Raw genomic sequence first — 21,902 nt, forward strand, 5'->3', positions numbered from 1 at the left:
CCGCAGCGTCCCGGCACCGAATCTGATCATTCGGTGACAGGTGGTTCCTCCTGTGGGGCCGGCTCGGCGGCTTCGGCATCAGGCAGCTGCCCGACGAGGTACTCGGCCAACCCGCCGATGGTCGGATAGTCGAACACGGCGGTGGCGTTGATCGTGAACGCGCCACCGAACTGGCTGTGCAACCGGTTGCGCAGTTCGATCGCCATCAACGAGTCCGTCCCGAGGTCGAGGAAACTACTGGTCGCGGCCGGCGGCTGAGCCAGCCGCAGGAAGTTCTGCACCTCGCGCTGCAGGAACTCCGTGACGAACCCGGCCCGCTGGGGCACCGGAATCTCCTGCAGCTGGCGCAGCAGCTCACTGTCCCCGGTCGTCTCCCCGGCGGCGCTCGGCAGCACGAGGTCCAGAATCGGCGGCCGCGAGCTGCCCAGGACCTTGGCGGCGCGCTGCCAGTTGGCCTTGAGCACCGTGGCCTGTCCGGTGCCGTTCGCAACCACCTCCGCCATCGCGCTCAACGCGGCGGACGGCTCCAGCGGAATCAGACCCTGGGCACTGATGTTGGCCACCGCGGCCTCGGAGGAGGCCATGCCGCCCTGCGCCCACGGCCCGAAGTTGATGCCGGTCGCCGGCAGCCCCTGCGCACGCCGCTGCGCCACCAGGCCGTCGAGCAGCGCGTTGGCCGCCGCGTAGTTGGCCTGGCCGGGCGAGCCGAACAGACTCGACACCGACGACGACACGAGGAAGAAGTCGAGGTCGTCCTCGCGCGTCCGGCGGTCCAGATGGCAGGCGCCGAATGCCTTGGGCGCCAACGTGGTCCGGAACCGCTCCAGGCTCTGCTGGGACAGCAGCGCATCGTCGAGGACACCGGCCAGGTGTGCCACCCCCGCCAGCGGCGGCAACTCCGCGCGGATCCGCTGCAGCAACGCGGCCACCTCGCCGTCGTCGCCGACGTCGGCGGCAAACGTGTGCACGCGGCACCGGTAACGCTCGGTGATCTCGTCGATCACCCGCTGGGTGTCGGCATCGGGGGCACGTCGGCTGGTCAGCACGATGTCCCCGGCACCGAGCTGGGCCAGATACGCCGCAGTGTGCAGACCGACCGCACCGAGTCCACCGGTGATCAGGTAGCTGCGGTCGGGGCGCGGCTGCAGCGGGTGGGGGATCTGGACCACGATCTTGCCGATGTGGCGAGCCTGCTGCATCCGCCGGAACGCGGCCCTGGACTCCGTGATCGGGTAGATCTCGGCGGGCAGCGGCGCCCACTCGCCGGTGCCCAGTCCCTGCGACACCTCGGTCAACAGCCGGTGGATGTGACCGGGGTCCTGCAGCGTCGTGACATCCAGCGCGACGATCTCGTAGGCGATGTCAGGCCGGGCGGCCGCCATCTGCTCAGGAGTCCAGATGTCGCGCTTGGCGATCTCGGCGAAGCGACCGTTGGGAGCCGTGGCCCGCACCGTCGCCTCGACGAACCCGTTGTTGGTGAGGCTGTTGAGCACCACGTCGACGCCGGCGCCGTTGGTGTCGGCCAGGATCTGGTCGGCGAAATCCGTGCTGCGGGAGTCGTAGACGTACTTGACACCCATCTTGCGCAGCGTGGCGCGCTTGAAGGTGCTCGCGGTCGCGAACACGGTGGCGCCGCGCTGCTGCGCCATCTGGATCGCCGCCAGCCCGACGCCGCCGCTGGCGGCGTGGACGAGGACACGTTCGCCGGGCTGGATCTTCGCCCAGTCGAACGCCAACCGCACCGTGAGCGCAGCGGCCGGAATGGTGGCCGCGGCGACCGGGCCCAGGCCGTCGGGTACCGGCGCCAGCAGCTGCGCGGGCACGTTGAAGCGGCTGGAGAAGGCGCCCTGCATGAAGCCGTAGACCCGCTGACCGACCTCCAGGCCGTTCACCCCCGCGCCGACCTGGGTGACGATGCCGGCGAAGTCGCCGCCGATCGGTCCGGGGTCGCCGGGGTAGAGGCCCAGGACGTTGAGCACGTCACGGAAGTTCAGCCCCGCGGCCTCGACCCGGACCTGCACGTAGCCGTCCGCCGGCGGCGCCACGTCCACCTCGGACAGCCGCAGATTGTCGATCGCGCCGCGCTCGGTGGGCGCCAGCACGTAGTCACCGCCCCGCGGCACCGCCAGATGACCGCTGCGCGCCCACGGCAACAACCGCGAGGCCAGCAGCTTGCCCTGCCGAAGCGCGCACTCGGGCTCCGTCACGGGGTTGCTGAGCAGCCCGGCCAGCGCCGCCACGGCTTCCGCCGATCCGTCGACGTCGACCATCCGGCAGCGCAGCGACGGCTCCTCGTTGATGGTGGTGCGGCCCAACCCCCACAGCGCGGCCTGCACCGGGTCGACGGGCTCGCCGGACTCGCAGGCGACCCCGCGCTCGGTGACGATCCACAATCCGTCGGGCAGGGTGACCGGTGCGGTCCCGGAGCCGCCCTGCACCGCGTGCACGGCGCTGAGCAGGTGACCGATCTCGGTCTCCAGCCGCGCCGCGACGTGGTCGGCGTCCGCGTTCTCGGTAGGCGCCGCGGCGCGCCAAACGACGCCGGAGAACGGCAGTCCGCGTTCCCGCGCCTCGGTGAGCACCTGACCCAACGGGGCCGCGTCGGGCCCCCGGTCGAACGGGATGCAGCCGGGCACGGCCGCCGCCAGTTCGTCGAACCCGGCGATCAGCCAGGTGCCGGCGGTCTCGTCGTCGCGCGGCTCCGGTGGCGCGACCTCATGCCAACCCAGCGTGTAGAGCAGGCGGGTGGCGTCCCCACCGAGGCCGCGCAGCAGCGCCTCGCGCGGTGCGCGTTTGACCGTGAACTCGCGGATCCCGCCCAGCAGGCGGCCGTCGCGGTCGACGAAATCGAGGTCGAAGACCTGGGTTTCGCTGTTCAGTTCGGCGGCGTGCCACCTGGCGCGGCAGTAGAACCTGCGCGGCATCTTCTCCCGCAGCGTGACCTGCCCGTACCGCAGCGGCAGGAACAGGTCGTTGACGCCCTGCTCGGCGGCCAGCAGTGCCGGGAACGCCGGGAACGCGACGCCGGTGCACAGGTCCATCAACACCGGGTGCATCGGTTCGGAGCCGAGCTGTTCGGCGAGTTCCGCACCCACCAGGATGTCACCGATCGCTTCGCCGTCGCCGAGCCACAACGACTTCAGCGAGCCCGACCACGTCGGCCCCCACGCCAGCTCCAGGTCTGCGAACGTCTCGAACAGCTCCTGCGGGCGCATGCGGGTGCACCGCTCGATCGCGTCGTCGACCGCCTCGGCCTGTTCGGCGGGCTGCTCGTCGTCGAGCCCGGCGGTCACCGTGCCTTCGGCGTTCAGCGACCAGTCGGTGTCGCGCTGACCGTAGGGCCGGCTGTGCACCTGGAACGTCCAGCCGCCGGCCTCCTGCGGGTGCAGCGTCAGCTGCACCTCGCGAGAACTCTTCTCCGGCAGGATGATCGGCTCGTAGAAGAAGACGTTCTGCACGCGTGCGGGGGTGCCGACCGCGGCCAGGGCCATCGCGGCATAGGTCGCACCCGGCACGACGACGGTGCCGTAGATGACGTGGTCACTGAGCCAGGGCTGCGACCGGACCGACAACCGGCTGGTGAAGACGGTGTCGCCGGACGCGAGATCCTTGGCGCTGCCCGGGATCCCGGAGGTGGCGGCACCGCCACCCTCCGTCGCGACGCCGGCCGATCGGGGCCAGAAGCGACGGCGCTGGAACGGGTAGGTCGGCAATTCGACGCGGCGACCGGCACGGCCGTGGACCGCCGCGAAATCGGGTCGGTGGCCACCGATGTACGCGGCGGCGAGCGCGTCGGCGATCTGACGCCGGTCGGCGACACCTTTGCGCAGTGAGACGACGGCCCGTGGCGCGGCCACATGCTCGGGCCACACCTGGACCGCGGCCCCGGTCAACACCGGCTGCGGCCCGATCTCCATCAGGATCGAGCACCCCAGCGCCGCCACGGTGCGCACGCTCTCGGCGAACTGCACCGGCTGGCGCGAATGCCGGCGCCAGTACCCGGCATCGATCGGGGTCTGGGCGGTGAGCACGGTGCCGGTGCGATTGCACACCAGCGGAAGTGTGGGCGCGGCGAACGTCATCCCTGCCGCGAAGGCCTCGAACTCGTCGAGCACCGGGTCCAACAGCTCGGAGTGGAACGCGTGACTGGTTTCCAGCCAGGTGCAGCGGATGCCGTCGGCGCTGAACCCGGCGACGATCTGCTCCAGGTCCTCGCCGGGGCCCGAGAGCACGGTGTTGGGCCCGTTGTAGGCCCCGATCGACACCCGAGGGAACTGGGCGGCGGCTGCCTCGACACGATTGGCGTCGGTGAACACCGCCACCATCCGCCCACCCGCGGGCAGGCTGCCGAACATCCGGCCGCGTTCGGCCATCAGCCGCACACCGTCCTCGAGGCTGAACACGCCCGCCACGCAGGCCGCCGCGTACTGGCCCACGCTGTGACCGAGGACGACGTCCGGTTCGATACCCCACGATTGCCACAGCCGCGCCAGACCCATCTCGACGGCGAACAGCGCCGGCTGAGCGAACGACGTGTGCCGCAACCGTTCCCCGGCCTTGCCGCCGGTCTCCCGGTCGGTGGCGAACAGCACCTCCAGCAGCGGATCGGCAAGCAGGTCGGCGACCGCCTCCGCGCAGCGGGTCACCGTCTCGGCGAAGACCGGTTCGGTGTCGAACAGTTCCCGGGCCATCCCCGGGTACTGGCTGCCCTGTCCGGTGAACAACCAGGCCGTCGTAGGGCGGTGGGTGTGCTCGCCGCGCACCACCCCGGGGCGCAGCCGATTCTCGGCCAGGTCGGTCAGCGCCGCCCGGGCGCCGTCGATCGAGTCCACCACCAGCGCGGCGCGGTGTTCGAAATGCGACCGCCCCGTTCCGGCCGTCAGGCACACGTCGCTCAGATCGGCATCCGGGTGGGTGCTCAACCAGCTGTCGTAGCGCTGCGCCAACGTCACCAGCGCTTCCGGCGAGCGGGCCGACAGCGGCAACACCTGCACGGCAGAGCGGTCGGTGGGCTGCGGCGCAGTATCCGGTGTGTCCGGAAGCTCAGCTGCGGCCAGAGCCGGATTAGGCTGGGGCGGTTCCTCGATCAGCACATGGGCGTTGGTGCCGGTGAACCCGAACGAGCTCACCCCGGCCCGGCGTGGCCTGCCGTCGGCCTGCCACGGCATCGCCTCGTCCACCACCCGCACCGGCAGCGAGTCCCACGGGATGTGCGGCGACGGCTGCTCGAAATGCAGGCTCTGTGGCAGCACCCCGTGCTGCAGGGACAACACCACCTTGATCAGACCGGCTGCACCGGAGGCGGATTCGAGATGGCCGATGTTGGTCTTCACCGATCCCATCAGCAGCGGCCGGTCGGCGTCGCGGGAGTCGCCGTAGGCGGCTGCGGCGGCCTGCACCTCGATCGGGTCGCCCAGCGGGGTGCCCGTGCCGTGCGCCTCCAGGTAGTCGACGTCACCGCCGGACAACCCGGCGCGGGCCAGGACCGTCGAGATGAGCCGCTGCTGGGCGCCGCCGTTGGGAACGGTCAACCCGCTGGAGGCGCCGTCCTGATTCACCGCGCTGGCGGGGATGACCGCACTGATCCGATCGCCGTCGCGCACCGCGTCGCTGAGCCGCTTGAGCACCAGCACGCCGCATCCCTCGCTACGTACGTAGCCGTCGGCGGACGCGTCGAAGGTCTTGCACCGCCCGGTGGGGGACAGCATGCGGGCGCGAGACGCCGCGACGACGGTGACGGGACTCAACAGCACGTTGACCCCGCCGGCCACCGCGAGATCGCAGTCGCCGGAATGCAGCGCCTGGCAGGCCTGGTGCACCGCGACCAGCGCCGAGCTGCATGCGGTGTCCACGGCCACGGCGGGCCCCTCGAAGCCCAGCGCGAAGGCGACCCGGCCGGAGATCGCGTTGAGCGCGTTGCCGGTGATGAAATGCGGCTCGATCTTGTCGATCGGCTCGGCGGAGAGCAGGTGGGCGTACTCGTTGGCGGCCACTCCCACGAAGACCCCGGTGCGGCTACCGCGCAGGGCCGACGGCGCGAATCCCGCTCGTTCCAGCCCCTCCCACACCGTCTCCAGCATCAGCCGCTGCTGCGGCTCGATCCAGACCGCCTCGCGCGGTGAGATACCGAAGAACTCGGGGTCGAACCCGTCGATCTCGTCGAGAAAACCGCCCGACCGGGTGTACGTCTTGCCCGCGGCGTCGGGATCGGGATCGTAGAACTCGTCGATGTCGAAGCGGTCCTCCGGCACTTCGCGGATGGCGTCGACACCACCGGCCAGCAGGTCCCAGAAGGCCTCCGGATCGGGTGCGCCGGGGAAGCGGCAGGACACGGCTACGACCGCGATCGGCTCGTCGGTCCGGGCGGCGACCACGGTCGCCGGCTTCGCGGCGGCCTGGCCGCTGAGTCCGAGTACGTCGGCCAGCAGATAGTCCGCCACATCGGAGAGCCTGGGGTGATCCATCGCCAGGGTGGCCGGGATCTGGGCGCCCACAGCCTGTTCGATGCGCTGGCGTAACTCCACAGCCATCAGCGAATCCATGCCGAGATCGAAGAACCCGGCATCCTCGCGGATCTCGCCGGCGTCGATGCGGGTCACCTCGGCCACCGCTTCGCGCAGGTGGTCGATCAGCAGCGCGCGGCGCTGCTGCACAGGGGCATTGGTGAGCTTCTCGACCAGGGCCGTCTTTCCGGACGGAGCCGTCGACACCGGCTGCGCGGGCAGGCCCTGCTGCATCTCGGCCAGGAACGCCCGCTGGCCCGCCTGCTGATACAGCGGCAGGAAGCGGGCCCAGTCGATGCGGGCCACCACGCCGTGCCCGGGCGTGGTCGTCGCGACGTCGGCCAGCCCGGCCAGAGCGTCGGCGGGCGAGAGGGTCTGCACTCCGCGCTGCGCCAACCGCGCGCGGGACTGTTCGTCGGCCATACCGGCCGACCAGGGGCCGAAGTTCACGCTGATCCCGGCGATGCCCTGGTCTCGCTGATACCGGCACAGTCCGTCGAGGAAGGCGTTGGCGGCGCCGTAGGCGGTCTGACCGAATCCACCCCAGACGGAGGCGATCGAGGAGGTGCTGAGGAAGAAGTCGAGCTTCAGGTCAGCCGCGGCCTCACTGAGATGCCATGCACCCCAGACCTTTCCGGCGAAGACACGGTCGGTTTCGGCGTCTTCGAGGGCGCTCAGCGGGGTGGTGCCGACCTCCCCGGCCGCATGCACGATGCCGGCCAGCGGCGGAAGGTCGGCGGCGATGCCGGCCAACAGGCGCGCCACGTCGTGGGCGTCGGCGACGTCGGCCGTGATCACCTGCAGGGTGCAACCGTGCTGCGCGCGTAGCGCGTCGATCCGCTGCGCGGTGGTGTCGTCGGGCGCGCGTCGGCTCGTGAGCACCAGATGCCCGGCGCCGTGGGCGGCGAGATACCCGGCGATCTCCAGTCCGATCGCCCCCAGTCCGCCGGTCACCAGATAGGTGGCGTCGTCGCGCAGCGGCAGCGGGTCCGCCCCGGGCCGGCCGGACCGGCGGACCAGACGGGGGACCAGCACCGCCTGGTCGCGGATCGCGACCTGGTCTTCCCGGGCGGCCGAGTCGGGTGGGCCCCCGATCAGGTCGACGAGGCGGGCCCATTCGTGTGCCGCGATGTCGCGGTCTGCGGTCAGGTCGGCGAGTCCGCCCCACAGCTGTGGCAATTCCAGAGCAGCGGCGCGGCCGAAGCCCCACAGACAGCTCTGCTCGGGGCTCACCGTGTCGGCATCGGTCGCCTGTTGCGCGCCCCGGGTCACCAGCCAGATCGGGCTGCGCAGTTCGGCGGCTGCGGCCGCGCGGAACAGCCGCCGCGTGCCGCTCAGGGTGCGGTGCTGCATCCGCAGCAGTGAGCGCATCGACGGGCCGGCCGCCGCAGACGGGTTCGCGTCCAACGCGGCGAGGTGCACAACACGCACCGCCGAACCATCCTCGGCCAGGGTGCGCAGCGCGGCGGCGAGCTGCTCGGCGTCGGCATCCGATGCCGGCAGTGCGACCGACTCGTACCGCTGGCCGCGTGTGGTCAGCACGTCGACGAGGGGCTGGGCCGCCGCGGGGTCACCGACCAGGACCCAGGTCGCACTCACGCCGGCCGAGGTGCGGAACGACGAGGCTTCCTGCCAGTGGATCTCGTAGCGGTCGTCGGTGATCGCCTGGGTGGTGCGTTGCTGATTGTGCTGTGCGGCAAGCTTGTTCAAAACAGCCACCGTCTGCTCGTCGCCCGCGCTGTCCAGCAGTGCCGCGAGCTCGGCGATGCGCCCGTCCTCCAGGAGGCCGACGGCCTCGGTGCGGGGACCGCTGAGGCGTTGCGGTGCAGCGGAATCGACCGTGCCGTCGCGGCCGTCGGAGAACCAGTACTGACGCCGCTCGAACGGGTAGGTCGGCAGATCCAGCTTGCGCGCCTCCGGCCGGCGCAGCGCGGCGAAGTCGGGCAGGTGACCCAGCACGTAGGCATCGGCGAGGGCCTCGGTGATCTGGCGGTGGTCCGCGGTGGTCGGGCGCAGAGACGCGATCACCCGCGGCGTGGTCGTCGGGTCCGGCCAGGCGCCCAGCGCCGCGGCGGTCAGAACGGGTCGCGGACCGATCTCGACCAGCACCCTGCAGTTCATCTCGGCGAGGGTGCGCACGCTCTTGGCGAACTCGACCGGTTGGCGTGCGTGCCGCCGCCAGTAGGTCCCGTCGAGTTTCACACTGCGTCCCAGCGCAGCCCCGGTCCGGTTGTCGATCAGGATCCGTTGCGGCTGGTTGACCTCGAACTGTGCTGCGAACGACTCGAATTCGTCGAGGATCGGATCGAGCAGCGCGGAGTGGAAGGCGTGGCTGGTGTCGAGCCAGTCGCAGCGCACCCCGGCAGCGACCAGTCCCGAGATCGCCTGCGCGAGGTCGTCGGCCGGTCCGGACAGCACGGTGTTCGCACCGTTGTAGGCGGCCACCGACAGAGTGGGGAACTCGTCGGTCAGCGGCTCGACCCGATCCGGGGCCGTGAACACCGCGACCATCCGCCCGCCGGCGGGCAGGCTGCCGAACAGGCGGCCGCGCTCGGCCATCAGCCGTGCCCCGTCGGCCAGTTCGAAGACGCCGGCCACACACGCCGCCGAGTACTGGCCGACGCTGTGGCCCAGCACCACGTCCGGCTCCAACCCCCACGACTGCCACAGCCGGGCCAGGCCCATCTCCACCGCGAACAGGGCGGGCTGCGCGGCAGACGTCTGGCGCAGCTCCTCGTCGCTGGACCCGAAGATCACGTCGAGCAAGGGCTTTTCGAGAACATCGGCGACCGCGTCGGCGCACTGTCGCAGCGTGTCGGCGAACACCGGCTCGGTGTCGAACAACTCGCGGGCCATGCCGGGGTACTGGCTGCCCTGCCCGGTGAACAACCATGCCGTCTTCGGCGACTCGTGGGACTCGCCGCGCACCAGCCCCGGAGCAGGCCGGTCGTCGGCCAGCGCGCCGAGGAGTTCGAGCGCCGAGTCTTTGGAGTCGACCACCAGTGCCGCGCGATGCTCCAGGTGGGCACGCGCCGTGCCCGCGGTGAAGCAGACGTCGGCCAGCGTGGCCTCGGGATGCTCGACCAGCCAATGGCGGTACCGGTCGGCGAGGGTCGCCAGGGCGGCCGGGGTGCGGGCGGACAGCGGCAGCAGGCGGTAGCCGGCGTCCGGCGCGGCCGCGGTGACGTTGGCCGGCTCAGCCGCGCGGCCCATGAGCGGCTCCGCCGCGTGGCCCATCAGCGGCTCCGCCGCGTGGCCCATGAGCGGCTCCGCCGCCGGGCTCACAAGCGGCTCCGCCGCCGGTGGCGCCTCTTCGAGGATGACGTGGGCGTTGGTGCCCGCGAACCCGAACGAACTGACCCCGGCGATGCGGGGGAGGCCGTTGCGCTCCCACGGCACGGGATCGGTGACGACCTCGACCGCCAGCCGGTCCCACGGAATGTGCGGCGAGGGCTTCTCGAAGTTGAGATGCCGCGGCAGCATCTCGTTCTCCAACGACAGGATGACCTTGATGACCCCGGCGATCCCGGCGGCCGCCTCGAGGTGGCCGATGTTCGTCTTGACCGACCCGATCAGCAGCGGCCGGTCGGCGGGGCGCCCGGCACCGAGCACCGCGCCCGCGGCCTGAGCTTCGATCGGATCGCCCAGCGACGTCCCGGTGCCGTGGGCTTCCAGGTAGCCGACGTCGGCGGGGGCGACCCCAGCGCGGTCCAGGGCGTCGGTGATCACCCGTTGCTGGGCCACGCCGTTGGGCACCGTCAGCCCGCCCGACGCACCGTCCTGGTTGATGGCGCTGCCGCGGATGACCGCGCGGATCCGGTCGCCGTCGCGAAGCGCATCCTCGAGGCGTTTGACGACGATGACGCCGCAGCCCTCGCCGCGCACATATCCGTCGGCGGCCGCGTCGAACGTCTTGCAGCGGCCGTCGGGCGCCAACATGTGCGCGCTGGAGAAGGTGATCATCGTGGCGGGCGTGAGCAGCACGTTCGCCCCACCGGCCAGCGCCAGGTCGCACTCGCCGAGGCGGAGCGCCTGGCACGCCTGGTGGATGGCCACCAGCGATGAACTGCAGGCGGTGTCGACGGCGACCGCCGGGCCCTGTAGTCCCAACCGGAAACTGATCCGGCCCGCGGCGGCCGCGTTGGACGTCCCGATGGCCATGTAGGCCTCGATCTCGGGGTAGGTGAGTTCGTCGGAGGCCATGCCCAGGTAATCGTGGGTGGCCAGCCCGACGAACACGCCGGTGTTGCTGCCGGCCAGGGACGTCGGCGCGATCCCGGAGTGCTCCACCGCGCGCCACGCGGTCTCCAGCAGCAGCCGGTGCTGGGGGTCCATCAACCGGACCTCGCGGGTCGACATCCCGAAGAACGGAGCGTCGAAGCCTGTCGCGTCCTCGACGAAACCCGCGCGCCGGGTGACCACCTTGCCCGGCGTGCCCGGCTCCGCGTCGAAGAACTCGTCGACGTCCCAGCGGTCACCGGGGACCTCTGAGATGGCGTCGCGGCCTGCCCGCAGCATGTCCCAGAACCGGTCGGTGTCCGGGGCGCCCGGGAAGCGCGCCGCGTAGCCGATGACGGCGAACCGCGGGGGCTGCCCGGTCGGATGCTCGGCGGATCCCATGCCGTTGTACTCCCTTGCTTCGACGGTGAGAATCTGACTGCACAGGTCACCTGTCGCGCCCTGAGATCGACTTCCCCCGACGGACACTATGGCACGTGTGCAGGTGCCGTGTGGGGTGTTGCTGTCCCGGGCTGGGGCGGCGCGGAACGGCGGCACCGGTATGTTGATCGAGCAGTAGTCGGCGCCGGTTCCGGGGTCGACTGAGCGGGGTGTATTCGGGAGGGTCGAGTTTTGCGCATCGGCAAGATCACGGTTGGCGGACTTGACGAATGGTCGCTGACCCCGGGTGCTGTCGTCTCATGGCATCCGACGGCGGAAGCGCAGGACAAGGCCCGGCAGGCGCCCGTCAGTTCGGTGCCGGTCAGCTACATGCAGGGCCAGCATCTTCGTAACTACTGTGACCGTGCCGCGGCGGGATTGAACTTCTCCCGCCAGATCATCGCCAGCTGTGACGTCGCGGGCCAGTGTGACATCGCGGCGATGGACCATGCCGTCAACGCCTACCTGCGCCGGCACGACACTTTTCGCAGCTGGTTCAGACATGTCGGTGACAACGAATTCATCCGGCACGCGCTCGAGGATCCGGCCGACATCGAATTCGTGCCGATCGAACACGGTGAGATGACCGTCGAGCAGATTCACGAGCACGTGGTGGCCATCCCGAATCCGTTGGAATGGGGTTGCTTCACGTTCGGGGTCATTCAGAACGACGAATTCTTCACGTTCTTCGCGTCCATGGACCACGTCCACGGCGACGCCACCCTGATCGGTACCACGATGCTGGAAGCCAACGGAATGTATTCGGCGCTCAGTGGCGGCGGATCGGCGCTCACCCTTCCCGACGCCGGCAGTTTCGACGCATTCTGCGTCCGCGAACGCGAATACACCGCGGATCTGGATGTGGATTCTCCCGGCGTGCAGGCGTGGATCGATTTCGCCGAGAACAACGACGGCGGTTTCCCCGAATTCCCGCTGCCGCTGGGTGACCCGCAGGAATCGGTGAGCAGCAGAATGACGTCAGAAGTGCTGATGGACGCAGCGCAGACGGAACGTTTCGATGCCTCCTGTGCCGGCGCGGGTGCGCGTTTCGTGGGCGGATTGTTCGCCTGCCTCGCTCAGGTCGAGCACGAATTGACCGGCACGTTGACCTATTACGGGTTGACTCCGCGGGATTCGCGCAACGCCGGAGACAATTTCATGACCCAGGGATGGTTCACCGGGCTCATCCCGATCACGGTGCCGATCGGGGCGGCGTCATTCGGCGAAGCCGCGTGGTCGGCCCAGTCGTCGTTCGATTCCGGTTTGAACATGGCGAAGGTGCCGTATTACCGGGTGCTCGAGTTGGCGCCGTGGTTGAAATGGCCGCAACCGAATTTCCCGGTCTCGAATTTCCTGCATGGCGGCGCCGCTCCGCTCAACGCCATTCTGGCCGCCGGTGACATGGGCCTGGCCGACAACATCGGCATCTACCCCGACGGCCGGTTCTCGTATCAACTGACGATTTACATATTCCGCTACGGCGAGGGCACCGTGATGGCCATCATGCATCCGGACAATCCGGTCGCCGAGAAGTCCGTCACGCGTTATCTGCAGGCGATGCGGTCGGTGTGCGGGCAGGTCGCCGACAACGGTCATTGGGGACGCGTCGCCTGACGGGGCGCAGCGAGGTGAGAGCGACATGCAGGTGACATGCGGAAACTAGCCGGCGTCGTGGTGCGCTGGCCCTGGGCCGTGATCGGGGTCTGGGTGGCGATGGCGCTCGCGCTGCCGCTGACGTTTCCCTCGCTCGGCGAGATGGCCGAGCGGCACCCCCTGGTCATCCTGCCCAGCGACGCGCCGTCGAGCGTCACCGCCACCAAGATGGCCGAGGCGTTCGGTGAGACCGGCTCGGACAACCTGATGGTCGTCGCGTTCATCAACGAGTCCGGGCTGACTCGGGACGACGAAGCGGTCTACCGCGACGTGGTGGACGCATTGCGTGACGACATCACCGACGTGGTGTCGGTGCAGGACTTCATCAGCACCCCGCAGCTGCGCCAGTTCATGACCAGCGAGGACAAGACGACCTGGGTGCTGCCGGTCAGTCTCGACGGCGAATTGGGCACCCCCCGGTCCTACGAGTCGTTCAACCGGGTGTCGACGATCGTCGATCACCACACCGCCACCGGCGCCTCGGGCGACGGTCTGGACGTCTATGTCACCGGGCCCGCGGCCACCGTCGCCGACCTGACCGTGGCCGGCCAACAGGACCGGTTGCCCATCGAGATCGCCATCGCGGTGCTGGTGCTGGGCGTGCTGCTGCTGGTCTACCGCAATCCGCTGACCATGCTGTTGCCGCTGGTGACCATCGGGTCGTCGCTGCTGATCGCGCAGGCCGTGGTGGCCGGCTACTCGCAGCTGACGGGCTCGGGGGTGTCCAACCAGTCGATCGTGTTCCTCAGCGCGATCATGGCCGGCGCCGGGACGGACTACGCGGTGTTCCTGATCAGCCGCTACCACGACTATCTGCGTTCCGGCGCCGGCTACGACCAGGCGGTCACCCGGGCGATGATCTCCATCGGCAAGGTCATCACCGCGTCGGCGCTCACGGTGGGCATCACATTTCTCGTCATGAGCTTCGCCCAGATGGGGGTTTTCCGCACCATCGGGGTGTCGGCGGCGATCGGCATCGGTGTCGCCTACCTGGCCGGGGTGACGCTGCTGCCGGCGATCCTGGTACTGGCCGGGCCGCGCGGCTGGGTCAAACCGCGCCGGGAACTGACCGCCCGGTTCTGGCGCCGTTCCGGCATCCGCATCGTCCGGCGGCCGGTGCCCCACCTGGTCGCCAGCGTGCTGGTGCTCGCGCTGCTGGCCGGTGGCGCGACGCTGGCCACCTTCAACTACGACGACCGCAAGGCCGTCGCGGACTCCGCGCCCAGCTCGGTCGGCTACGCCGCCCTGGAACGCCACTTCCCGATCAGCCAGTCGATCCCGCAGTACGTGCTCGTCCAATCGCCGCACGACCTGCGCACCCCCCAGGCGCTGGCCGACCTCGAGCAGATGGCCTCCCGCATCGCCCAGCTGCCCGACGTCGCCCGGGTCATGGGCGTCACCCGCCCGCTGGGTGAGGTGCCCCCGGAGTTCCGGGCGACGTTCCAGGCGGGCATCGTCGGTGACCGGCTGGCCGCGGGTTCCGCCCAGATCGGGGAGCGCTCCGGGGACCTCAACGAACTCGCCGACGGGGCGAACACGCTGGCCGACACCCTCGACGACGTGCGTGCCCAGGTCGACGAGATCGCGCCCAGCCTGCAGAGCCTGATCGGCACGTTCTCGTCGGTGCGCGCCGAGTACGGCGGCGAGAAGCTCGTGCGCGACGTCGAAACCGCGGCCAAGCTCGTCGACAGCGTCAACAAGCTGGGCCTGTCGATGGGGGTCAACTTCCGGGCCGTGCGCGACATGTTCGCTTGGATCGGTCCGGTGCTCACGGCGCTGCAGGGCAACCGGGTGTGCGACGCCAACCCGTCCTGCGTCGAGACCCGCGCCCAGTTCGAGAAGGTGATCGCCGCCCGCAACGACGGTCGCGTCGACGAGATCAACCAGCTGGCCGGCGAGCTGCAGGGCGTCGACGACCGGCAGAGCCTGACCGCCACCGTGAACAAGCTCAACGACGCGCTCGCCACGCTGACCGCGGCCGCAGCCGACCTGGGGCTGGACTCGCCCGCCGGCGCGCAGGCCGGGCTGGCCGACGTGCGGGACGGCGCCGACCGGCTGGCCGACGGCAGCCGTCAGGTGGCGGGTGGCGTCGATCAGCTCGTCGAACAGATCAAGGTGATGGCCGCCGGTCTGGATCAGGCCTCGGCGTTCCTGCTGACGATGCGCGCCGAGGCGTCGGGCTCGACGATGGCCGGGTTCAACATCCCTGCCGAGGTGCTCAACGCCGTGGAGTTCCAGCAGGCCGCCGAGGCGTTCCTGTCCCCGGACGGCCGATCGGCGCGCTACCTGGTGCAGACCGAGCTGAATCCGTTCAGCCCGGAGGCGATGGACCAGGTCAACGTCATCAGTGACGTCGCCCGCGGCGCGCAGCCCAACACCACCCTGTCCGACGCGTCGATCTCGATGGGGGGCTTCCCCGCCGCGCTGCGCGACACCCGCGACTACTACGAGCGCGACATCCGCTTCATCATCATCGTGACGTTGATCGTCGTGCTGCTGACGTTGATGGTGCTGCTGCGTTCGTTGGTCGCGCCCTTCTACCTGGTGGGCTCGGTGGTGTTGTCCTATTTCGCGGCCATCGGCATCGGTGTGCTGTTCTTCCAGGTGCTCCTGGATCAGCAACTGCATTGGAGCGTGCCGCCGCTGGCGTTCGTGGTGCTGGTGGCCGTCGGCGCGGACTACAACATGCTGTTCGTGTCGCGGATGCGCGACGAGTCGCCGCACAGCGTGCGCTACGGCGTCATCCGCACCCTGGGGTCCACCGGCGGGGTGATCACCGCGGCGGGGCTGATCTTCGCGGCGTCGATGGCCGGGCTGTTGTTCTCCAGCATCGGCATCGTGGTTCAGGGCGGATTCGTGATCGGGGTCGGCATCCTGCTGGACACGTTCGTCGTCCGCACCATCACGGTGCCCGCCATCGCCGCGCTGGTCGGCAAGGCGAACTGGTGGCCGTCCAAGCCCCCGCAGATCGGACCGCGCCGGTCGGCGTCGCGGGCGCCGGCAGAGATCGACTGACCGAGGTCGGCAGTGCCCCCTGATCCATGTGAAACTACGAGACCGAGGCCCACCCCTGTGCAACCCCTGATGACCCTGTGCCACCCCTGATGACCCTGTGCCACCCCTGATGACCCTGTGCCACCACTCATGACTCGACGAGCTGATACGGACCCATCGTGACAACACCGTCTGAGTCGACGCTCCTGTCGATGTTGCACGGGCGTGCCAGCCTGCGTCCCGACGAGATCGCGTTCACGTTCACCCACTACGACCGCGACCCCGCCGGCGTCGCGGAGAGTCTGACGTGGTCGCAGCTGGCGCGACGGACGATGAACGTGGCCGGGCAGCTGCGGCGGCACGGATCGGCCGGCGACCGGGCGGTGATCCTGGCCCCGCAGGGCCTGGAGTACATCCTGGCGTTCCTGGGTGCGCTGCAGGCCGGTCTGGTCGCGGTGCCGTTGCCGCTGCCGTTCCCGGGGTCGGGTCACGAACGCGTCGGTGCGGTGCTCACCGACACCGAGCCCGCGGTGGTGCTGACGACGTCGGCGGCCGCGGTCGACGTCGGTGACTACGTGGCGAAGGCCGACCTGGCTTCGCCGCCGCAGCTCGTCGAGATCGACGGGCTGGACCTGGACGCCGATCCGGTCGGAGCGGGGCTGGAACCTGTTGGCGCGCAGAGCCTGGCGTATCTGCAGTACAGCTCGGGTTCGACGCGTCAACCGACCGGGGTGATGCTCTCGCACCGCAACCTGACCGTGAATTTCGAGCAGCTGATGCGCAGCTTCTTCGCGGCCGCGCCGCTGCCCCCGGACGCCACGCTGGTGTCGTGGCTGCCCTTCTATCACGACATGGGCCTGGTACTGGGGGTGTGCGCCCCGATCCTGTGCGGCCGGCGCGCGCAGCTGATGAGTCCGGTGGCGTTCCTGGAGAAGCCGTCCCGCTGGGTGCGCGCTCTCGCCGAGAACCCGCACGCGTGGTCGTCGGCGCCGAACTTCGCGTTCGACCTGGCGGCCCGCAAGACCACCGACACCGATCTCGCCGGTCTGGACCTGGGCGGGGTGGTGGGCATCATCAGTGGCGCCGAACGGGTCGAGCCGGCCACCCTGCACCGCTTCGTCGACCGGTTCGCCCACTTCGACTTCCGCGACCACATGATGCGCCCGGCCTACGGTCTGGCCGAGGCGACGGTGTTCGTGGCGACGGGAACGTGGGACGAGTCGGCGCCGGCGGCGTTCTTCGACGCCGAGGCGTTGGCGCAGCGTCAGGTGCGGCCGTGCCCGGCGGGACAGGGCACCGCGCTTGTCCGGTACGGGGTGCCGCAGTCCCCGACGGTGCGCATCGTCGACGGCGAGTCCGGACGCGAATGCGCTGCGGACGCCGTCGGCGAGATCTGGGTGCACGGCGACAACGTCGCCGACGGGTACTGGGGGCGCCCGTCCGCCGAGCAGGTCGGCTTCGGCGCGACGATCGTCGACCCGTCGCCGGGCACGCCGGCCGGGCCGTGGCTGCGCACCGGGGACCTGGGGTTCCTGCACGCCGGCGAGCTGTTCATCGTCGGCCGCATCAAGGACCTGCTGATCATCCGGGGCCGCAACCACTACCCGGAGGACATCGAGGCGACGGTGCAGGCGATCACCGGCGGCCGGGTGGCAGCGGTCTCGGTTCCGGTGCGCGGCACCGAGGAACTGGTGGCCGTCGTCGAGCTCAAGCGGCCGGCCGACCTCGACAGCGCCGCACGCCGCCGGTTCGACGACGTCAGAAGTCAGGTCACCGCGGCGATCTCGACCGCGCACGGGTTGAGCGTCGGCGATCTGGTGCTGGTGTCCTCCGGCTCGATCCCGACGACCACCAGCGGCAAGATCCGCCGTGCCGCCTGCGTCGAGCAGTACCGCAACAACGAGTTCATCCGGCTCGACGCCGTGGCGGAGTAAGGTCTGAGCCAGTGCAGCCGAGTAGGTGGGGGAAGCAGTGAGGCGTCTGGTCGCGTTCGGCACCGCGCTGAGCACCATCGGCGCCGCAGGCTGGCTCGGGTTCGGCACCGCCGCAGCCGATGAGCCCGGCCCCGCGCCGGCCCCGCCGCCTGGGCCCGCCGCCGAGGCGGGTGGGGCACCGGCGCTGGGCACCCCGGGACGCGCCTACGCGTTGGGCGGCGCGCACGTGCTCGGGATCCCCTACGACGAATACATCATGCGCACCGGCGCGGACTGGTTCCCCGGACTGGACCGCCAGATCGTCGACTACCCGGCCGGCCAGGTCCAGGGCCACACCCTGGAGCGGCTCTTCCCGGGTATCGGCGCCTTCGGGGACCGCTTCGTGCCCGGCCTCGGCCTCGACGGCCCCAGCGTCGGCGAGTCCGTCGACGTCGGTTCGCCCGACACCATCGCCGCGATCCGGGAGGGCGGACAGGGCACCGCGATCGGTCTTTCCGAGGGCGCGATGGTGCTCAACGACGTGCAGGCGCGCCTGGCTTACGACCCGGCCGCCCCGCCTCCGGACCAGTTGAGCTTTGCCATGTACGGGGACCCGGTGGCGCGCCACGCCTTCGGCGAGAGTTTCCTGACGCAGAACTTCCCCGTCGGCAGCGTGGTGCCCTCGCTGGACTACCGGATCCCGGCGCCGGTGGAGAGCCAGTACGACACCTACCAGTTCATCTCCGCCTACGACAGCATCGCCGACTGGCCCGACCGCCCGGACAACTGGCTGTCGGTGGCCAACGCGATCGTGGGGCTGGCGACCGGCCACACCGCGGTGGCGTTCACCGACCCGAGCATGGTGCCGCCGCAGAACATCCGAACCAGCGTCAACTCTCGCGGCGCCACGACGACGACGTACATGATCCCCGAGGAGCACCTCCCGCTGGTGCTGCCGTTCAAGTACCTCGGCGTGCCCAAGGAGACGTTGATCGAGCTCGACGCGGTGCTCAAGCCGTACGTGGACGCCGGCTACTCGCGCAACGACGACCCGGCGACCGCCCCGGTCACCGTGGACCCCGTCAACGGCTACGACCCCGCGGCCGTCACCGCCCCGGCCACGCAGGCCGCGTTCGGTGGTGGCGCGGATCCGGTGTCGCAGTTGCTCTCCGGCCTGCAATACGTGCTGAACAACCCGCCGACCGGCTAGTTCGCCCGGCTACAACCCGGACAGCCCCACCCCGATCAGCACGGCGCCGACCACGACCAGCAGCGCCGCCACCCCGTACCGGCCCCGCAGCCGCACCCAGTCGTACAGCGTCGACAGGGCGGCCCGGGTGCGGTTCGGGGCCACCAGATAGCACAGCAGCGGTATCTCCACCAGCGCGAACGCCACGACATTGAACACCACCAGGGCTCCGAACTGGATCGTTGCCGCGGTGCCGGAGGCCACGATCAGTGCCAGCGCGGCCAGGTAGTCCACGGAGGGCAGAGCGATGCCCAGACCCGCGGCGCCCGCGGTCCACAGCGAGCGGCCGCCGAGCAGCTGTTTGGCCCGGGCGATCAGCGGCGCCACCAGGCGGCCCGGGAGGCTGTCGGCTCCGTCGCGGCGCCGGCCCCCGATCACCCCGGCAGCCACCAGCGCCGCGTTGAGCAGCACCACCGCGCCCACCACGATCTGCACCCGGGGCAGGGTGAAGTGCGCCGACCCCAGCGCGGGTCGCAGGATGAACAGCACCACCACGCCCACCGCGATGCCCATCGCGAAGCCACCCAGCAGGAAGGCGAGCAACTGCAGGCCCGGGCGGGGTCGATTGATCATCACCACCGTCATGCCGATCCGAAACGGCTCCACGCTGACGGCGATGGCCATCGCCAGAAGCGGCATCCACATGGTGAGGCGTCGTACCGCTAGGCGCCGCGCCGCGCGGACGGGTTCGGCATGCGCGTCACGTTACCGGCCGCGGACCCGGCGCCGACGGCACGTGCGAGGATGGATCACGATGAGTGGTTCAGGGACCCATCCGGCTGCCGGCCTCGACCCGACGTCGTTGCGGGAGGCCTTCGGTCATTTCCCCAGCGGGGTCATCGCGATCGCGGCGGAGGTCGACGGTGCCCGCGTCGGTCTGGCGGCCAGCACGTTCGTCCCGGTGTCGCTGGAGCCGCCGCTGGTGTCGTTCTGCGTGCAGAACACGTCGACCACCTGGCCCAAACTCGCCGACGCGCCGTATCTGGGCATCAGCGTGCTCGGTGAATCCCACGACGCCGCGGCACGCACGCTGGCGGCCAAGACGGGCGACCGGTTCGCAGGGCTGGAGACGACCTCGACCGACCGCGGCGCGGTGTTCGTCCACGGGACCAGCGTGTGGCTGGAAAGTGCGATCGATCAGCTGGTACCCGCCGGCGACCACACCATCGTGGTGCTGCGTGTCTGCGACATCAGGGTCGATCCGGAGGTGCCCCCGATCGTGTTTCACCGCAGCGCCTTTCGCCGGCTGGGCAGTTGACCGCCCGCGTCAGGGGCGCGCGCTGAGCTCCTCGCGGTAATGCGCGATGCGCCGGTCCAGTTCGGCGGCATCAGCGCTCCGCCCCTCTTTGCGGGCGAGCTGTGCGCGGGCACTCAGTTCGCGGATCGCGGTACGGATGTCGTTGATGCTCTGGGGTGCTTGGAGCGACACAATGCTGCCTTTCATCGTTGACTGGCTGCTTCCTGCAGCGTACCCCCGCTCCGGGTGTCCATACCGGCGTGCGGGAATCCTCGTCGGTGTCGATCGCGCGTGTCGGGACGCCGGTCCGCGGGGCGGCGCGTCCGGCCCTGCTCCTACTGGATCGCGAACCCTTCCCGAGCCCAGTGCTCGAAGCCGCCGATCACGGTCAGGGGCGCATGGCGTAGGCGCCGTCGTAGTCCCGCACGTGGCCCCACACCCGGTCGAAGCGCGCCGAGTCGGTGGCCGGCTTCCGGACCGACGACAACGCCCACGCCTGCTGTGCCGCGGTCGAACTGGGCTTGCCGTGCAACGCGACGGCGTAGGCGGAGAAGTCGCGGACCTGAACGTCGAAGATCTGGTCGACGAGCTCGCGGAAGTCGGTATCGAGCCCCGTCAACTCGGCCTGCTCGAGGATCAACTGTCCGTACACCACCAGCGTGAACAGGTGCCCGACCACGAGCACGAAGTCCAGGTCGCGCTGTTGGTCGGCGTCGGGCGCCGCGGTGGAGAGCAGTTCCTTGAACGCCTGCACCTGCTCGTAGAAGACGGCGACGTTGGGGATGTCGAGGTGCCTCTCGTACACCGGGGCCCAGTCGGCGAACTGGACCTTCGACGCGCCGCGGGCCGGACCCTGCGACCAGAAGAACACGTCGTCGCTCGCGTCGTGCCGGGTGCCGATCGGCGGGTAGTCGGTGGGATTGAACATGAAGTTGGGCATGAACTTGAGGATCTGGGCGACGTTGACGTGCACCGTGCCTTCGAGCCTGGGGAGCGCTCCGATCAGCCGGGCAACCTCGCAGAAGTAGGTGTTCTTCTCGAAACCCTTGGCGGCCAGGACGTCCCAGAGCAGCGTCACCACCGTCTCACCCTCGGAGGTGACCTTGGACTTGGTCACCGGGTTGAACAGCAGGTAGCGCCGGTCCTTTGGCCCCGCGCTGCGGAAGTAGTCGATGGCGCGGTCGCTGAACAGCTTCATCGCGATCAACCGGGCGTAGGCGTCGACGAAGCTGGCCCGCACGTGCGGAAAGTCGGTGACCGGGTTGCCGTACAGGATGCGGTTGTTGGCGTGGGTGATCGCCTCGTAGAAGGCGTGCTCGCACATCCCGATCGAGCCGCTGCACAGGTTGAATTTGCCCACGTTGACGGTGTTCAGGGCGGCAGAGAAAGCCTCGGGCCCGGTGCACAGGATGTCCTCCTCGTACACCGGGTAATCGGTCAGCCGGAAGTTGCTGACGTACATCTGTCCGTGCACGACGTTGCCGAGCAGCTCGTAGTTCTTGTGGCCGCTGTCGGCGACGAACCAGACGTAGCCGTTGGCGCCCTCGACGTCGGTGCGGCGCCCGAACACCGACACCATCCCCGCGACGTTGCCGTTACCGATGTAGTACTTCTCGCCGGTGGCCCGGAAGGCGACCCCGTCGCGCTCATCGGTACCGGTCTGATCTTCGCGCGAGCGCTCACTGGTGCACCAT

At 69.9% G+C, this 21,902-nt stretch carries 9 protein-coding genes; 5 read left to right on the plus strand and 4 right to left on the minus strand.

What is annotated here, in order from left to right; all coding sequences use genetic code 11:
• Nucleotides 1-26 precede the first annotated feature (26 nt).
• Nucleotides 27-11,123, minus strand: a complete 11,097-nt coding sequence (locus tag J3476_RS20485) for a type I polyketide synthase (protein WP_207068202.1) — start codon at nucleotides 11,121-11,123, stop codon at nucleotides 27-29.
• Nucleotides 11,124-11,354: 231 nt separating this feature from the next.
• On the opposite strand from J3476_RS20485, the gene J3476_RS20490 reads away from it, so the two are divergent.
• From J3476_RS20490 to pe, 4 genes are all read left to right on the plus strand, one after another.
• Nucleotides 11,355-12,776 carry a condensation domain-containing protein gene (locus J3476_RS20490; protein ID WP_207068203.1) on the plus strand — a complete coding sequence of 474 codons (1,422 nt, stop codon included), beginning with the start codon at nucleotides 11,355-11,357 and terminating at the stop codon, nucleotides 12,774-12,776.
• Between the two features lie 36 nt (nucleotides 12,777-12,812).
• Nucleotides 12,813-15,830 (plus strand): RND family transporter, encoded by a 3,018-nt coding sequence (locus tag J3476_RS20495; RefSeq protein ID WP_207068204.1) that lies wholly within the window; start codon nucleotides 12,813-12,815, stop codon nucleotides 15,828-15,830.
• 158 nt (nucleotides 15,831-15,988) lie between these two features.
• A complete protein-coding gene (locus tag J3476_RS20500; protein ID WP_207068205.1) occupies nucleotides 15,989-17,743 on the plus strand; it encodes an AMP-binding protein in 1,755 nt (584 codons plus the stop codon).
• Between the two features lie 37 nt (nucleotides 17,744-17,780).
• Nucleotides 17,781-18,932, plus strand: coding sequence for an acyltransferase PE (gene pe, locus J3476_RS20505; protein ID WP_207068206.1), 1,152 nt, complete (start codon nucleotides 17,781-17,783; stop codon nucleotides 18,930-18,932).
• Between the two features lie 9 nt (nucleotides 18,933-18,941).
• On the opposite strand, the gene J3476_RS20510 is transcribed toward pe, so the two are convergent.
• Entirely contained in the window at nucleotides 18,942-19,616 is a 675-nt protein-coding gene (locus tag J3476_RS20510) for a GAP family protein (protein ID WP_207068207.1), read from the minus strand.
• A 109-nt stretch (nucleotides 19,617-19,725) separates the two neighbouring features.
• On the opposite strand from J3476_RS20510, the gene J3476_RS20515 reads away from it, so the two are divergent.
• Nucleotides 19,726-20,229: a flavin reductase family protein gene (locus tag J3476_RS20515; RefSeq protein ID WP_207068208.1), complete on the plus strand. Its 504-nt coding sequence runs from the start codon at nucleotides 19,726-19,728 to the stop codon at nucleotides 20,227-20,229.
• Nucleotides 20,230-20,238: 9 nt separating this feature from the next.
• Here J3476_RS20515 and J3476_RS20520 read toward each other — a convergent pair whose 3' ends face one another.
• On the minus strand, nucleotides 20,239-20,415 hold the full coding sequence (locus tag J3476_RS20520) for a hypothetical protein (RefSeq protein WP_207068210.1): 177 nt from the start codon (nucleotides 20,413-20,415) through the stop codon (nucleotides 20,239-20,241).
• Nucleotides 20,416-20,596: 181 nt separating this feature from the next.
• A partial coding sequence (locus J3476_RS20525) for an acyl-CoA dehydrogenase family protein (protein WP_207068209.1) occupies nucleotides 20,597-21,902 on the minus strand: 1,306 nt, incomplete at its 5' end.

Source organism: Mycobacterium sp. PO1 (assembly GCF_017312405.1).
GTDB lineage: Bacteria > Actinomycetota > Actinomycetes > Mycobacteriales > Mycobacteriaceae > Mycobacterium.

Bases quoted from the DNA above. Each gene is read 5' to 3' on its own strand.
- J3476_RS20485 (WP_207068202.1), bottom strand. From the start codon at position 11,123: ATGGGATCCGCCGAGCATCCGACCGGGCAGCCCCCGCGGTTCGCCGTC.
- J3476_RS20495 (WP_207068204.1), top strand. From the start codon at position 12,813: ATGCGGAAACTAGCCGGCGTCGTGGTGCGCTGGCCCTGGGCCGTGATC.
- J3476_RS20510 (WP_207068207.1), bottom strand. From the start codon at position 19,616: ATGTGGATGCCGCTTCTGGCGATGGCCATCGCCGTCAGCGTGGAGCCG.
- J3476_RS20515 (WP_207068208.1), top strand. From the start codon at position 19,726: ATGAGTGGTTCAGGGACCCATCCGGCTGCCGGCCTCGACCCGACGTCG.
- J3476_RS20520 (WP_207068210.1), bottom strand. From the start codon at position 20,415: ATGAAAGGCAGCATTGTGTCGCTCCAAGCACCCCAGAGCATCAACGAC.